A 14,887-nucleotide genomic window follows, 5' to 3' on the forward strand; every position below is an offset into this window, starting at 1 on the left:
TATTTCGTCGATTCGGTCTTGACTCTGCTCGACATTCGGCAATACTTAAGAGTGTGCTTAAGTATTCCGCACCGCTCGACCAGGTGTTCCATGCACTGTCGGATCCGAGTCGGCGCGGGATGGTCGAGCGGCTCAGCCGCGGGCCGGCCTCGGTCAGCGAGCTCGCGGCCCCGCTCGACATGTCACTGCCCGCCGTCGTGCAGCACCTCCAGGTGCTCGAGGCCAGCGGTCTGGTTCGGTCGGAGAAGGTCGGCCGGACCCGAACGTGCCATCTGGTCCCGGACGCGCTCGACGGTGCGGCGCAGTGGATTGCCCAGCGGCGCACGAGTCTGGAGCGCCGCCTCGACCGACTCGGCGAGTATCTCGCCGAGACCGACGAAGTACCCGACAGCGAGGAGTCGCCATGAGCACCCGATCGGTCACCCATTCCACATTCGTCGTCGAGCGCGTCTATGACGCGCCCCCCGCCCGCGTGTTCCACGCGTTCGCCGATCCCGAAGCCAAGGCGCGTTGGTTCAGCCACCCCGATGAGTGGGTGTCGAACGAGGGCGTGATGGACTTCCGCGTCGGCGGCCGCGAGAGCATCAGCGGCGGACCGAAAAGCGGTCCTGTGCATTCGTTCTCGTCGATCTACCAGGACATCGTCCCGAACGAGCGGATCGTCTACAGCTACGACATGCACATGGACGACGTCCGGATTTCGGTGTCGCTGGCCACCATCGAGTTCTTCCCGGCCGGCGCCGGCACCCGCCTGGTGATGACCGAGCAGGGCGCGTTCCTCGACGGCCACGACGACGCCGGATCCCGCGAGGCGGGCACCAATCTGCTGCTCGACGCGCTGGGCGCCGCCCTCGCCGCGGAGTCCGCATCAGCGTGATCGCAGTTCCCGACAGCGCGGGCCGACTACGGGGTCGCGGACTCCGGTCGATCCTGCTGTGCTCGCTCGAGGACCGCGGCGACCGCCGCCCTGGCCTGCGGACTGTTGCGCCAGCAGGTCGACCCGGTCATCGAGGCCCCCGCGTCGAGGATGTCCTCGGCGCGGACGGACCGTAACGCGTCGAAGCTGTCGTGGCCCATATCTTCGAGCCGTCGCACGACGGTGGGCCCGACCCCCTTCAACGCCAGCAGAGCCGCCCGTTCATCGTCATCGAATGCCACGGGGGCGACCCTACCGGTCGCCCCCGACTCAGCCGTGCGGCTCGATGATCGCGGTGATCGAGTCGATCTCCGCGCTGGGGATCGAGAAGTGTTCGGTGATCGCGACGGTGAGGGTGTCACGGCCGGTGTTCATGTCGAGCAGGAACCGCGCGACGACGTCGGAGCCCCACTCGCGGAACTCGAGGTCACGGACCCCGCTGATCGGCCGGTACTGCCCACCCGTCTCGAGCATCGAGCGGATCTCGTCGCCGGAATCGCCTGTGCGCTGCCCGTTCTCGTAGCGGTGGCAGTGCCGGGCGAGACGCACCTTGCTCGCGTCGTGCGTGACGAGCGAGTCGATGTACTCGCGCGCCATCGCCACGCGCGGACTGACCGGCGCGGCCGTCGCGGCCAGGTCGGCGATGCCTGTGAGCAGGGGCACCGCGAGATCACGCCGGCAGATCAGCAGGTCCGGCAGGTAGGGGTGCGGCTCGTTGTACTGCAGCGGAGTGCCGTCGATGCGGGAGCAGTGCAGGCCCGCCGCGAGGGCGACACCCACCGGGGCGGCCGAGTCCCACTCCCACTGTCCGCCGGCGTGCACGTAGGCGTCGGCGTCGCCGCGCAGCACCGCCATGGCCTTCGCGCCCGCGGAACCCATCGGGGCGACGTCACCACCCACGTGCCGCGCGAGCGCGTCCACGAACTCGGGAGGGCGGCTGTCGCTCACCAGAATTCGGGGACGCGGCCGATCCGACGACACCGCCTGCGAGGTCCCGCTGACGTAGACCTCACCGAGTACGGGTTGCGCAACTGCGGCGGCGGTGATGCCCCGATCGCGTTCCCACAGCGCGACGTGCACGGCCCAGTCGGCGCGCCCGGCCAGACCGTACTCGCGAGAGCCGTCGAGCGGGTCGATGATCCAGACCCGCGGATTGCCCAGGCGCGCAGGGTCGTCCGCGGATTCCTCGGACAGGACGGCGTCGCCGGGGCGAGCGACGGCCAACCCTTCCAGCAGGAGGGTGTTGGCCGCCTTGTCGCCCCGGCGGCCCAGCTCCTTGGCCGCCGCCTTGTCCAACGGGGTCTCCCCCAGCTCGCGGGCCCGGAGCTCGAGCAACAGCTCGCCGGCGCGGGCGGCGAGTTCGGCGGCAAGTTCGGCGTCGGTGGTCACAGGTTCAGATACTCCATGATCCTGGCCGCCTGCGCGACCGGGTCGCCGTCCTCGGGCCGCAGCACCAGCTCGGCGTTCTCGGGTGCCTCGTAGGGGTCGTCGACGCCGGTGAACCCGGTGATCTCCCCCGCCCGCGCCTTGGCGTACATGCCCTTGGGGTCGCGCGCCTCGCACTGTTCGATCGGGGTGTCGACGAACACCTCGACGAACGGCAGTCCGGCCTCCTCGTGCAGACGCCGCACGCGGTCGCGGTCGTCGCGATAGGGGCTGATGAGCGAGGCCACCGCGACCATGCCGGCGTCGGCGAGCAACTGCGCGACGGATCCGACGCGCCGCACGTTCTCGGCCCGGTCCTCGGCGCTGAACCCGAGATCGGCGTTGAGACCGTGCCGCAGGTTGTCACCGTCGAGCCGGTACGCGGGCACGCCCGCGGCGACCAGGCGTCGTTCGAGTTCGACCGCGACCGTGGACTTCCCGGACGCCGACAGACCGGTGAGCCACACCGTCGAGCCGCGGGTCGCCCGCTCGTCGCGGGACACCGCGGCCGAGTGCCACACCACCTTCGATTCCTTGAGGGTGGGCCCGGTGATCATGCCGGCGGCGACGGTGTTGCCGGTCGTGTCGTCGACCAGGATGAAGCTGCCGGTCACCCGGTTGCGGCGGTACGGGTCGAACAGCAGCGGCTGCTGGGTTCGCAGCTGGACGCGTCCGATCTCGTTGAGCGTCAACGACTGCGCGGTCTCGTCGCGGTGCAGGGTGTTGACGTCGAGTCGATAGTCGAGCCGGACCACCTGCGCCTTGGTGGACCGCGTGGTGTGCAGGACGGTGTACCGCGCGTCGGGGCTCAGCGACGACTGCTCGGTGAACCAGCAGATCATCGCGTCGATCTCCTGACCGACGAGTGGTCGGTTGTTCGGTCGACAGAGGGTGTCGCCCCGGCTGACGTCGAGGTCGTCGGCGAGTTGCACGCACACGGCCGACGGCGCGAACGCCTCCTTCACCTCCTCGCCGCCCGGCCCCCAGATCGCCGAGATCGTCGATGTGAATCCCGACGGCAGCGCCACCACCTCGTCACCAGGCTTGAAGACGCCGCTGGCGACGGTGCCCGCATAGCCGCGGAAGTCGTGCAGATCGGCGTCGGTCTGCCGCTGCGGCCGGATCACGTACTGGACGGGCAGCCGCGCGTCGATGAGGTTGCGGTCGGACGCGATGTGCACGTCCTCGAGGTGGTGCAGCAGCGACGAGCCCTCGTACCACGGCATGTTCTCGGTGCGGGTGACGATGTTGTCGCCCTTGAGCGCCGACACCGGGATGAACGTGAGGTCGTGGACGTCAAGTTTGGTCGCGAACTGCCCGAACTCGTCCTTGATCTCCTCGAAGCGTTCCTGCGACCAGTCGACGAGATCCATCTTGTTGACGCAGAGCACCAGGTGCGGGATCCCCAGCAGCGTCGACAGGAACGCGTGCCGACGCGTCTGCTCGAGCACGCCCTTGCGGGCGTCGACGAGGATCAGCGCCAGGTCGGCGGTCGAGGCGCCGGTGACCATGTTGCGCGTGTACTGCTCGTGGCCGGGGGTGTCGGCGATGATGAACTTGCGCTGCGGCGTGGCGAAGTACCGGTGCGCGACGTCGATCGTGATGCCCTGCTCCCGCTCGGCCCGGAGCCCGTCGGTGAGCAGCGCCAGGTCGGTGTACTCGGTGCCGCGCTCGCGGCTGCTGCGTTCGACCGCCTCGAGCTGGTCCTCGAAGATCGACTTCGAGTCGTACAGCAGACGTCCGATGAGCGTCGACTTGCCGTCGTCCACGCTGCCCGCCGTCGCGACACGGAGGAGTTGCTGGGTGTGCACCATCAGAAGTACCCCTCCTTCTTGCGATCCTCCATGCCGGCCTCGGAGATCCGGTCGTCCGCGCGGGTGGCGCCGCGCTCGGTGATGCGGCTGGCCGCGACCTCGGTCACGACCTCGGCGGCGGTGGCCGCCGACGACTCGACGCAGCCGGTGCACGTCGCGTCGCCGACGGTGCGGAACCGCACGAGTTCCGCGCGCGCCTCCTCCCCCGGCAACAGGGCCAGGAACCGCGTGTGCGCCAGCAGCATTCCGTCGCGCTCGACGACCGGACGCCGGTGCGCGTAGTAGATCGACGGCAGCTCGATCTCCTCCTCGAGGATGTACTGCCAGATGTCGAGCTCGGTCCAGTTCGACAGCGGGAAGACCCGGATGTGCTCGCCCCGGCGATGCCGCCCGTTGTAGAGATTCCACAGTTCGGGTCGTTGCGCCTTGGGATCCCACTGGCCGAACTCGTCGCGGAAGCTGAAGACGCGCTCCTTGGCGCGGGCCTTCTCCTCGTCGCGGCGCGCACCGCCGAAGACGGCGTCGAACTTGTTCTCCCGGATGCCGCGCAGCAGCGAATGCGTCTGCAGGCGGTTGCGGCTGGCACGCGGCCCGGTCTCGTCGACGACCCGTCCGGCCGCGATGTCGTCCTCGACGCTCGCCACCACGAGCCGCAGGCCGAGCCCTTCGACGGTCCGGTCGCGGAACTCGATCACCTCGTCGAAGTTGTGACCGGTGTCGACGTGCATCACCGGGAACGGCAGCGCCGCCGGCCAGAACGCCTTGGCGGCGACGTGGAGCATCACCACGGAGTCCTTGCCGCCGGAGAACAGCAGGACCGGACGCTCGAACGTCGCGGCTACCTCTCGGAAGATGTGGACCGCCTCGGCCTCGAGCGCCTGCAGGTGCGACAGCTCGTAGGTGGACGGGGATGCCAGGGGTGTCACGCGCGGCTCCTCGACGGATCGACGCACCGGTACATTTTTGTACCGACTCGGTACGCATACTGACTGTGAGCCGAGAATAGAACGCGTTCCATGCACCGGTCAACGGCCCACATCCCGACCATCGCGTCAGGGGCGGACGGGGCGGCGTCCGCCAACCTCGGCCGTCACCGCATCCGCCGCGGCCACGAGCGCCGCGCCCCGCCGGGCGATCTCCGAGCCGCTGATCGAGCCGCCGACGTCGAGCGTCAGCACCAGCGACTGGTGGCCGTCGGCGTCGTAGCACGGCGCGGCGATCAGACTCACCGGATACTCGACGTCGACCGCGGTCTCGGTGCCGAGGTAGACGCGCTCGCCGAGGCTCGAGACCATCTCGCCGATCAGCTCGCGCAGTTCGGTCGGCAGGTCCCGCCCGGCGACGCCCGCCATGAGCGAGAAGAGTTTGCGACCGACCGGGGTGAGCCGCTCGACGAGGTATCCGGTGCGCCGACAGTCGTCGACGACGCGCTGCAGCAGGCCGCGATCGAGCACCACCGGTAGCGCCGGCTCCCGCCGCAGCCACGCCTCGAGGGCGTCGTCGCCACCCCAGATCACGTACATCAGGCCCACAGGCGGCGCGAACGGGTACGCCTGTCCCGCCCGGGCCGCGGTCCGCCCGAGCGTCATCCCCGGCGGGGCGACGGTCTCGAGGATCATCACCCGATCACCCACCACCGCGGACGCCGTGCACACCGCGCCGAACTCGGCGGCGATCTTGTCGAGTTGGGCGCGGGCGATCGGCCCGACGGCGAAGCCGCGCTGAGCGGCGCGACCCGCGGCAATGAGCGCCGGTCCCAGGCCGTAGGTCTTCGAGACCGGGTCGCGGGTGAGATATCCGCCCGAGACGAGTTCCGAGAGGATGCCGAGACAGGTCGGCTTGCTGATCGACAGCGCTCTGGCCAGCTCGGACAGGCCGAAGCGGTGCTCGTCGCGGGCGACGAGGAAGTCGAGCACCTGGACCACCCGCTCGGTGGGCGGGGATCGGCGCCCGCTCGGCTCACTCGATTCGGCAACCCCGGAAATCATTGACCACTCCTTGAAACACGTTCTATCGTCTGATCAACGCTTGATCTACCACTGAGGTACATATTTGTACCACCAGATCGAAGGAGCAAGGTGTGCTGACGGATCCACTGGCCGAGGCCATCGCCGAGGCGGAGAAGCTCGTCGAGAGCGCCCCCCACATCCGGTCGGAGCAGGATCTGCTGGAGGGAATGCAGTACCTCGCGGGCGGCATCCTCGCGACCGTCCACGCGGCCTGGGCCACCGAGAAGACCCATCCGAGCTTCCTCGAGGGCACCGGGCCGTTCACCAAGATGGGGCTCGACAACCCCGACACCCTGTACTGGGGCGCGCGAATCAACGACGACGCCGAGTACATCGTGACCGGCACCCGCGGCACCACGGCGGACCTGAGTTTCCAGGTGCTCAGCGGCAACTACACGAACGCGAACGTCCCCGGCAGCGAGATCGCCTTCGATGACCGGGAACTGCACATCGAGGACGACGGCACGTTCGTCGCCACGTTCGGCCCCGGACCGGCGGACGGACGCCGCAACCACTTCACGCTCGCCACCGGTTCGAGCCAGCTCGTGGTCCGCGAGGTCTACAGCGACTGGAGCCAGAAGCGCGGCACCATCCGCATCGAGCGCGCCGACCGCATCGGCGTCCCGGTGCCGCCACTGACGCGCGAGGAGACCGAGAAGCGGTTCGCCCGCGCCGGCAAGGCCCTGGTGAGCCGGGTCAAGACGTGGCTGCAGTTCCCGCAGTGGTTCTACGACAACCTGCCGGTCAACACGATCACCGCGCCGCGCCTCACGCCGGGCGGCCTGGCGACGCAGTACTCGTCGGTGGGCCACTACGAACTCACCGACGACGAGGCGATGATCATCACCGTCCCGAAGTCCGATGCGCCGTACCAGGGCTTCCAACTCGGCAGCCTGTGGTACATCTCGCTCGACTACATCAACCACCAGACGTCGCTGAACAACGCCCAGGCGCAGGTCGATCCGGACGGCATGATCCGCATGGTCCTCAGCGAGCGGAACCCGGGCGTCACCAACTGGCTCGAGGCACTCGGCCATCCGCGTGGCTACCTGCAGTTCCGGTGGCAGCGGACGTCACGCGAGTACACGCCCGAGGACGGCCCGACCGTCGAGGTGGTCAAGTTCGACGAGATCGCCTCGAAACTGCCTTTCCACGAACACAACAAGATCACGCCGGAGGACTTCGCCGCCCGCATCGCGGAGCGGCAGGCCGCCGTCGCCGACCGAATGCTGGGGTAGACATGACAAATCTGTTGCAGGACAAGGTAATCGTCATCTCGGGTGTGGGACCGGCGCTGGGCCGCACCCTCGCGCTGCGCTGCGCGGAGGCCGGCGCCGATCTGGTGCTGGCCGCCCGCACGCAGGCGCGGCTGGACGAGGTCGCCAAGGAGGTCACCGACCTGGGTCGACGCGCGGTCACGGTGTCGACCGACATCACCGACGACGCCTCGGCGGCGCACCTGCTGGCCGCCACCACCGACGCCTACGGCCGCGTGGACGGGCTGATCAACAACGCGTTCACGGTGCCGTCGATGAAGCCGTTCGGCCGCACCGACTTCCAGCACATCCGTGACGCGATCGAGCTGACCGTGCTCGGCGCGCTCCGCCTGACCCAGCTGTTCACGCCGGCCCTCGCGGAGTCCAAGGGTGCGGTGGTGAACGTCAACTCGATGGTGCTGCGACATTCGCAGGAACGGTACGGCAGCTACAAGCTGGCCAAGTCGGCCCTGCTGGCGATGTCGCAGTCCCTCGCCACCGAGCTCGGCCCGCAGGGAATTCGAGTGAACTCCGTTGCCCCCGGTTACATCTGGGGCGACACCCTGAAGAAGTACTTCGAGCACCAGGCCGAGAAGTTCGGCATCACGGTCGACCAGATCTACGAGCACACCGCCGCGAACAGCGACCTCAAGCGCCTGCCGACCACCGACGAGGTGGCCGACGCCGTGATCTTCCTGGCCTCGCCGATGGCCAACGCGATCACCGGCCAGTGCCTCGACGTCAACTGCGGCGAGTTCCACCACTAGAGCTGGGACCTGAAGGAGCACCATGACTGAACGCACGACCGTCGGCACCATCGAGGACCTGCACGCGTCCGCGACCCGGATGACCGGCCTCGACGACTTCGGCGCCGACGATTACACCGAGGCACTCGGGGTCCTGCTCGATTCGTACGCGCGGGACGAGGACCTGACGCCGTTCGGCAGCAAGATCTCCCGCGTCTTCCTGCGCGGCGCCCTGGTCGCACGGCTCCTCAGCGAGGCCGCGTGGAAGCAGTTCCCGGAGCACGCCGAGGCGCCGATCGAGCGCCCCATCTTCGTCACCGGGCTGCCGCGCACGGGCACCACCGCGCTGCACCGACTGCTCACGGTGGACCCGGCGCACCAGGGTCTCGAGATGTGGCTGACCGAGATGCCGCAGCCGCGTCCGCCCCGGGACACCTGGGAATCGAACCCGGTGTTCCAGGCGATCGAGCAGCAGTTCAGCAAGCATCACGTGGAGCATCCCGAGTTCATGGGCGTGCACTACATGTCGGCCGGCGAGGTCGAGGAGTGCTGGCAGCTGCTGCGGCAGACCTTCAAATCGGTGTCGTACGAGTGTCTGGCGAACCTGCCGACGTACTCGAAGTGGCTCGAGGGCCAGGACTGGACCAACGCGTACGAGCGGCACCGGAAGAACCTGCAGTTGATCGGCCTGCACGACCAGGACCGGCGCTGGGTTCTCAAGAACCCGAGCCACCTGTTCGCGCTCGACGAGCTGATGGCCGTGTACCCGGACGCCCTGATCATCCAGACACACCGCCCGCCGCGCACGCTCGTCCCGTCGATGTGCAGCCTCGCCGAGCAGGCCACCGAGGGGTGGTCGAACAAGTTCCGCGGCGAGGTCATCGGTCGCAGCCAGCTCGACCTGTGGGCACGTGGGCTCGAGGACTTCACCGCAGCGCGGTCGAAGTACGACCCCGCCCAGTTCATCGATGTCGACTACAGCGACTTCGTCGCCGATCCCCTGGGCACGGTGGAGAAGGTCTATTCGCACTTCTCGATCCCGCTGTCGGCGCAGGCGCACCGCGCGATGGAGGACATGCACGCGGAGAGCCGGTCGGGCAGCCGCAAGCCCGCACACAAGTACACCCTCGAGGAGTACGGGCTCACGGCCGAGGAAGTGGACGAGCGTTTCGGCGACTACGCGGGCGGCTGAACCGAGAAAGACGTCCCACCCAGCGAGACCTGCAGTGTGATCACAGACACATTTGGGGCAGGGTTTCTGTTCACGGGGGCTGCAACGGCGCAGACCCCTGTCAGAGAGGCTCGATCCGGATGTTCCTGCACGCGAGACGATTCGACACCGACCACCACCTACTCCCCGAGGGGATGCACGACACCCCTGCCACCGCGACATCGGTCGACCTGCCCGCGTACGGGTACACCGAACACGAGTTCTTCCTCAGCGGCACCGCCACCGCCTTCCGCGAGGACGGCGCGTGGGATTCGGACGGACGCTGGGCGGTCGCCGACGCAGGGCAGGCCCCGTACCGCACCCGGCTGCTGGTGCGGGCCCCGCAGGATCCGGAGCGGTTCAACGGCACGGTCGTCGTCGAGTGGTTGAACGTGAGCGGCAACGTCGACGTGGATGTCGAGTTCGGGTACATGCACCCCGAACTGCTGCAGGGGTACGCGTGGGTGGGCGTCTCCGCCCAGGCCGCCGGTGTCAACAGCACCGGCGGCAGCCCCCTCGGCCCCGACGTCGTGGGCCTCAAGGCGTGGGATCCGCAGCGATACGGCCCACTGCACCATCCGGGGGATGCCTACTCGTACGACATCTTCTCGCAGGCCGGTGCGGCGCTGCGTGCGCCTCGGGGCGCCGACCCGCTCGCCGGACTGACGGTCGAGCGCCTCGTGGCGGCGGGCCAGTCGCAGTCGGCGATGCGAATGCTCACCTACGTCAACGCGATTCATCCTCGTGCTCGGGTGTTCGACGGATTCTTCGTTCACAGCCGTGCCGGGTTCGGGGCGCCGATCGGATCCGGCACGGGTCTGCCGAAGCTGGACGGACCGAACGGACCAGCCGTGGTCGCTCCCGCGCGCATCCGCACCGACGTGGACGTGCCCGTCTTCCAGGTGATCACCGAGACCGAACTGTTCGAACTCGGGGGCGGCGCCGGCCCAAGGTCGTTCGTCGCGGCCCGCCAGCCGGACACCGAGCGGATCCGCACGTGGGAGATCGCCGGAGCCGCGCACTCCGACGCCCACGCGCTGCGAATCCTCCACACGCAGTACACCGCGCAGTTCGGCGCGGTCCGCGACCTGAGCGCGATGATCCCGATCGTCAACGACGGACCACAGGCCCAGGTCGTCTCATCGGCGCTGCGCGCGCTGCGCACCTGGGTCTCGGACGGCGTCACGCCCCCGTCGGCAGAGCCGATCGAGACCACGGACTCCGGCATCGTTCGCGACCGTTTCGGCAATGCCCGTGGCGGGGTGCGCACACCGATCGTCGACGTCCCGATCGGCTCGCTGACGGGAGAGACCGTTCACGTACCGAACAACGGCGCGACGGTCGCCCTCGACACGGACACCCTGGCGTCGCTGTACCCCGACCAGGAGACATACGTGACCCGCTTTTCCGAAGCCACCGATCGCGCCGTCGCCGCAGGGTTTCTGCGCTTCGAGGACGGCCGAACGCTCGTGGCCGCGGCGCGCAGCACTCGCATCGGAGGCTGAGGCCGCTAGCGGAGGTGGGCGCCCAGCAGCGCGTCGACCTGTTCGGGCGCCTGCTCCGGAATCCAGTGGCTCACGCCCGGCAACGTCTCGAACCTGTATGGGCCCGTGACGAATCGCTCCGTCAGCCTGGCGGCGACTGGACCGATCCCGATGTCGCGGTCGCTCCACACGTACAGGGTGGGCACCCGCACCTCTGCGGTGGTGGACTTCGGAGTCGTGAACGGCATGGCGCGATACCAGTTCAGCGCCCCGCGAATGCGACTCCGCTCCCGCATCGCCGCGAGGTCGCGATCGGCCTGCGCCTCCGTCATGCCGCTGGCGAGCAGGGCTCGACGGGCGAATCCTCTTGGCGTGAACGTCCGTTCGGGTAGCACCGGCACCTGAAACGCCAACATGTACCACGACTTCCGTATCTGACTACTCGTCAGCAGCGCGCGGACGAACGCCGCGGGATGCGGAGCCGACAGCGCCGTGAGCGTTCGGACCAGATCGGGCCTGCGGGCGGCGAGTGTCCATGCGACGGCCGCTCCCCAGTCGTGCCCCACGACGTGCACCGGGCCCAGCTCGTACTGGTCGATCAGCGCAACGATGTCCGCGGTGAGTTCCGAGAGCCTGTACGCCCAACGGGAACGCGGCCGGGCGCCCGGCGAGTAGCCGCGCTGATCGACCGCGAGGGTGCGGAAGCCGCGGGCGTGCAGGAGGGGAACGAGTCGATCCCACGAACGGGAGTCCTGCGGAAACCCGTGCAGCAGGACGACGGGCTTGCCGCCGAGCGGCCCCTCGTCACGGACGTCGAACCTCCAACCCTGGCGGGCGTACGAGGTGATCCTCGCCGGATTGTGCGTGTGAGCATCCATGCGACCCCTCCCGGATGCGGGTCCTGCCACGGTAGGCAGCGCCACCGTGGCCCGTCAACACGTGCGCAAGTGGACCGAGCCCATGCGATTTCGGGTGGCTCACCCGAATCCGCCCGTTCCTGCCAGTTGGTCAGCACGCTGAGCTGGTCGCCCCACGACGCGTCGAGACCGGCCTTACCGGTCAGCTGGGCCAGCCGGACGCGAACAGGTCGTTGTGTTCGCCCAGACCCGGGGCATGCAATCGAACACCGAAGGACGCGTCGTCGATCAGACCCGGCATGCCGACGTGGGTGAACGCACCGGCGACCGGGTGTTCCGATTCGACGAAGATGCCCCGGTGCCGCAGGTGTTCGTCGGCCGCGATCTCCCCCAGCGTGCTGCGAACCGGGCCGATCGCGAGACCGACCTCGATCGCGAGGTCCATCCACTGCTGCTGCGTCCGCGTCGCGAAGACCTCGGTGAGCGGGTGCTCCAGGCTCGCGTCGTCGGGGCGCGCGTCGAGCAGGTCCTCCCTCCCCACGGCGCTGCAGAATCGGGCCCAGAACTTCGATTCCAGGGCCGTGAAGGCCACCGCGCGGCGATCCGCTGTCGCGTACAGCCGATACCGCGGGCCGCTGGTGCCGTCGCTGATCAACGGCAACGTCGTCGTGTCGGCGATCCTGTCCAGGTTTGCTTGGTAGACAACGGGAATCATCGACTGGGCCAGCAGCGCATCAGCGCCGGAGACATCGATCCGGCAGCCGACGCCGTGCCGTTCCCGACGGACCAGCGCGGCGCAGATCTGCATCGCCGCCGCACTGCCGGCGGCGATCGCGGCATCACCGCCCCGCCCGCTGATCGACGCGCCCTCGTACTCGGCGGGAAGCAGCCCGCCGTCGGGCGTGACCGTCGTCGGGTTCGCCCCCACGAGCGCACTCATCATCAGACCGTGCGTCGGAATCGCGGCGTATGGGCCGCTCGCGCCGTAGCCGCTGACCGAGCAGTGGACGAGACCCGGATTCAGTTGTGCCAGTGCGTCATCGGACAATCCGAGTTTGGCGAGCGTGCCCGGGGCGTTTCCGTCGACGAGCACCGCCGCGCCCTCGATCAGCCGGCGGAACAGGGTCAACCCCTCCACCGCCCGCATGTCGAGTGTCACCGACCGCTTGTTGCGGTTGAGCTGCAGGTGCGCGGGACTGTAGCCGGGGGTCACCTGGCCCAGTGCCCACCGGATCAGATCGCCGTGCGGTGGTTCGACCTTCACGACGTCGGCCCCGAGGTCGGCCAGCAGCATCCCGACCGTCGCTCCGGTGAGCAGGCTGGCCGATTCGACCACCCGCACCCCGGCGAGCAGCGGCTCAGCCATCGGCATTCGCCAGTCGCAGGCCGTGCGCGGCACAACCGTCCGCCATCGTCGCGAACATCTCGGCAACCTCGGACCTCCCCCGACGGCGGCCGGCGGCCACCCGGCCTTCGAGCACCACGGCCAGCCTCGCCATCGCCAACCCTTGGTAGAACGGCAACCGGTCGATCGGCTGCCCGCTGGCCTCGGCGTACCGCTCCGCGACGTAGCTGCGCGACGGCAGCAGGTCGTGCACGGCCGGGTCGCCGCCACCGAGCGCGAACGCGGCCATCAGCGGGTTCTCCTCGGGTCGCGCCCAGCGTGCGGTGAGGTACCCGATGTCGATCATCGCGTCGCCGACGGTCGCGGTCTCCCAGTCCAGTACCGCCTTCACCTCCGCCCGCTCGCGCGCCACCATGATGTTCATGGCGCTGTAGTCGCCGTGGATCAGCCCCAGCCGGTAGTTCGCGGGCTGGTCCCGGCGCAGCCCGTCGAGGAGTTCGTCCAGGGTCGGGGTGTCGCGCGTGCGGAACTTGTCGAGCATCGACGCCGCCTTGTCGAACTGCCGCGCCAGGTAGCCGTCGGGGCGCGCGGTGTCGACAAGTGTCGTCGCGCGCCAGTCCACCGTGTTCACCCGGGCCAGTGTGTCGACGATCGATTCCGTGATCGCCCGGCCGTCGCGCTGGTTCGCGAACGGTTCCGGCAGCGTCCGATCGAGCGTGATCCCGTCGACGAACTCGGTGACCAGGAAGTCCCGCCGGGTCGGCGCGGACTCGTCGCGGACGACGACCGCGGCCGGGTGCGGGACGTCGGTCCCGGACAGGGCGTCCAGGATCTTCCCTTCCCGGCTCAGGTCGAAGGCTCCGCCGACCGACGCCTCGTGATGGTCCGGGGCGACACGGAGCACCCACCGCTGGTTGGCGCGGGCCACCAGATAGACCGCGTGACTGCGTCCTGCGGTCTGCGCGAGCGGCGCGATCGTCACCGCGCCCGCGCCCGGCAGCCGGTCCGCGAGCCAGCGTGAGAGGTCCTCGGACTCGGCGTCGCCGAGTGCTCGACTGATCGTGGACTGCGTCATCAGAACCGGTACCCCCCGTTGAGTCCGATGGTCTGGCCGGTGAGCCAGGCGGATTCCGTGCCCAGCAGATGACTCACCATGGCGGCGACGTCGGACGGCTGCCCGACGCGCCGGACCGGCGCCTGCATGGCGTAGAAGTCGATCACCTGCTGATTGGTGACCTCCCGCGCGGTCGGGGTGTCGACCAGGCCGAGTTGGATTGTGTTGCAGGTGATCCCGCGCCCACCGAGCTCGGTCGCTGCGGTGCGCGTGATCGACTCGGCGGCAGCCTTGCTCGCCGCGTAGGCGGCTCCACCGAACAGCCCCTGCACGGTGGAGACCGACGAGATGTTCACGATGCGGCCGCCGTCCTCCATCCGCTTCGAGCACTCGGCCGCAGCGACCAGCAGTGCATGAGTGTTGAGCGCGAACGCCTGCAGGTATTCGTCGTGCCGCTCCGACGCCAGCTTGGGGAGTGAACCGAACACCGCGGTCGCCGCGTTGTGAACGAACGCGTCGAGGCGGCCGAACCCGTCGACGGCCGTGTCGACGACCCGCCGCACGCCGGCGGGCTCGGCCAGGTCGGCCTGCACGGTCACAGCGCCCACACCCGCGTCCCGGCACCTGCGGGCGGTGTTCTCCGCACCGGATTCGTTGGCGCGGTATGCGATCACCACGTCGAAACCGTCGTCGGCCAGCCGCGCGCAGATCGCCGACCCGATTCCGCCTGCACCGCCGGTGACCACCGCGGTCCGCTTCGCATCCGCCATG

General features: G+C 69.1%; 15 protein-coding genes. 6 read left to right on the top strand and 9 right to left on the bottom strand.

Annotated elements, in window-relative coordinates:
* Positions 1–53: 53 nt before the first annotated feature.
* Positions 54–407 (top strand): ArsR/SmtB family transcription factor, encoded by a 354-nt coding sequence (locus tag ABI214_RS05305; protein ID WP_348606860.1) that lies wholly within the window; start codon positions 54–56, stop codon positions 405–407.
* Positions 404–877 carry an SRPBCC family protein gene (locus ABI214_RS05310; protein WP_348606862.1) on the top strand — a complete coding sequence of 158 codons (474 nt, stop codon included), beginning with the start codon at positions 404–406 and terminating at the stop codon, positions 875–877. Before ABI214_RS05305 ends, ABI214_RS05310 begins: the two co-directional genes overlap by 4 nt.
* A 26-nt stretch (positions 878–903) precedes the next feature.
* Here ABI214_RS05310 and ABI214_RS05315 read toward each other — a convergent pair whose 3' ends face one another.
* The 5 genes from ABI214_RS05315 to ABI214_RS05335 all read right to left on the bottom strand — a co-directional run bounded on the left by ABI214_RS05315 (position 904) and on the right by ABI214_RS05335 (position 6,143).
* Positions 904–1,158, bottom strand: coding sequence for a helix-hairpin-helix domain-containing protein (locus ABI214_RS05315; protein ID WP_348606865.1), 255 nt, complete (start codon positions 1,156–1,158; stop codon positions 904–906).
* A gap of 28 nt (positions 1,159–1,186) precedes the next feature.
* Entirely contained in the window at positions 1,187–2,305 is a 1,119-nt protein-coding gene (locus ABI214_RS05320) for a 3'(2'),5'-bisphosphate nucleotidase CysQ (RefSeq protein WP_348606868.1), read from the bottom strand.
* The gene (gene cysC, locus ABI214_RS05325) at positions 2,302–4,155 is read right to left on the bottom strand and encodes an adenylyl-sulfate kinase (RefSeq protein WP_348606871.1); all 1,854 of its coding nucleotides are present in this window, start codon (positions 4,153–4,155) and stop codon (positions 2,302–2,304) included. The genes ABI214_RS05320 and cysC overlap by 4 nt, the downstream gene beginning before the upstream one ends.
* Positions 4,155–5,081 (bottom strand): sulfate adenylyltransferase subunit CysD, encoded by a 927-nt coding sequence (cysD, locus tag ABI214_RS05330; RefSeq protein ID WP_408586098.1) that lies wholly within the window; start codon positions 5,079–5,081, stop codon positions 4,155–4,157. Before cysD ends, cysC begins: the two co-directional genes overlap by 1 nt.
* Positions 5,082–5,207: 126 nt before the next feature.
* Positions 5,208–6,143: an IclR family transcriptional regulator gene (locus ABI214_RS05335; protein WP_348606874.1), complete on the bottom strand. Its 936-nt coding sequence runs from the start codon at positions 6,141–6,143 to the stop codon at positions 5,208–5,210.
* A gap of 92 nt (positions 6,144–6,235) precedes the next feature.
* Here ABI214_RS05335 and ABI214_RS05340 point away from each other — a divergent pair, with 92 nt between their 5' ends.
* From ABI214_RS05340 to ABI214_RS05355, 4 genes are all read left to right on the top strand, one after another.
* Positions 6,236–7,402, top strand: coding sequence for a hypothetical protein (locus ABI214_RS05340; protein ID WP_348606877.1), 1,167 nt, complete (start codon positions 6,236–6,238; stop codon positions 7,400–7,402).
* Positions 7,403–7,404: 2 nt separating this feature from the next.
* On the top strand, positions 7,405–8,187 hold the full coding sequence (locus tag ABI214_RS05345) for an SDR family oxidoreductase (RefSeq protein ID WP_280760802.1): 783 nt from the start codon (positions 7,405–7,407) through the stop codon (positions 8,185–8,187).
* 22 nt (positions 8,188–8,209) lie between these two features.
* Positions 8,210–9,358 carry a sulfotransferase family protein gene (locus ABI214_RS05350; RefSeq protein WP_348606881.1) on the top strand — a complete coding sequence of 383 codons (1,149 nt, stop codon included), beginning with the start codon at positions 8,210–8,212 and terminating at the stop codon, positions 9,356–9,358.
* Between the two features lie 173 nt (positions 9,359–9,531).
* Positions 9,532–10,881 carry an alpha/beta hydrolase domain-containing protein gene (locus ABI214_RS05355; RefSeq protein ID WP_348606884.1) on the top strand — a complete coding sequence of 450 codons (1,350 nt, stop codon included), beginning with the start codon at positions 9,532–9,534 and terminating at the stop codon, positions 10,879–10,881.
* A gap of 5 nt (positions 10,882–10,886) precedes the next feature.
* Here ABI214_RS05355 and ABI214_RS05360 read toward each other — a convergent pair whose 3' ends face one another.
* From ABI214_RS05360 to ABI214_RS05375, 4 genes are all read right to left on the bottom strand, one after another.
* Positions 10,887–11,738, bottom strand: coding sequence for an alpha/beta fold hydrolase (locus tag ABI214_RS05360; protein WP_348606888.1), 852 nt, complete (start codon positions 11,736–11,738; stop codon positions 10,887–10,889).
* 181 nt (positions 11,739–11,919) lie between these two features.
* Entirely contained in the window at positions 11,920–13,083 is a 1,164-nt protein-coding gene (locus ABI214_RS05365; protein WP_348606891.1) for a CaiB/BaiF CoA transferase family protein, read from the bottom strand.
* Positions 13,076–14,137 (bottom strand): phosphotransferase family protein, encoded by a 1,062-nt coding sequence (locus ABI214_RS05370; protein ID WP_348606894.1) that lies wholly within the window; start codon positions 14,135–14,137, stop codon positions 13,076–13,078. The genes ABI214_RS05365 and ABI214_RS05370 overlap by 8 nt, the downstream gene beginning before the upstream one ends.
* Complete coding sequence (locus ABI214_RS05375; RefSeq protein ID WP_348606897.1) at positions 14,137–14,886, bottom strand: SDR family oxidoreductase; 750 nt, start codon at positions 14,884–14,886, stop codon at positions 14,137–14,139. The genes ABI214_RS05370 and ABI214_RS05375 overlap by 1 nt, the downstream gene beginning before the upstream one ends.
* Position 14,887: the final 1 nt, after the last annotated feature.

The organism is Prescottella soli (assembly GCF_040024445.1).
GTDB lineage: Bacteria > Actinomycetota > Actinomycetes > Mycobacteriales > Mycobacteriaceae > Prescottella > Prescottella soli.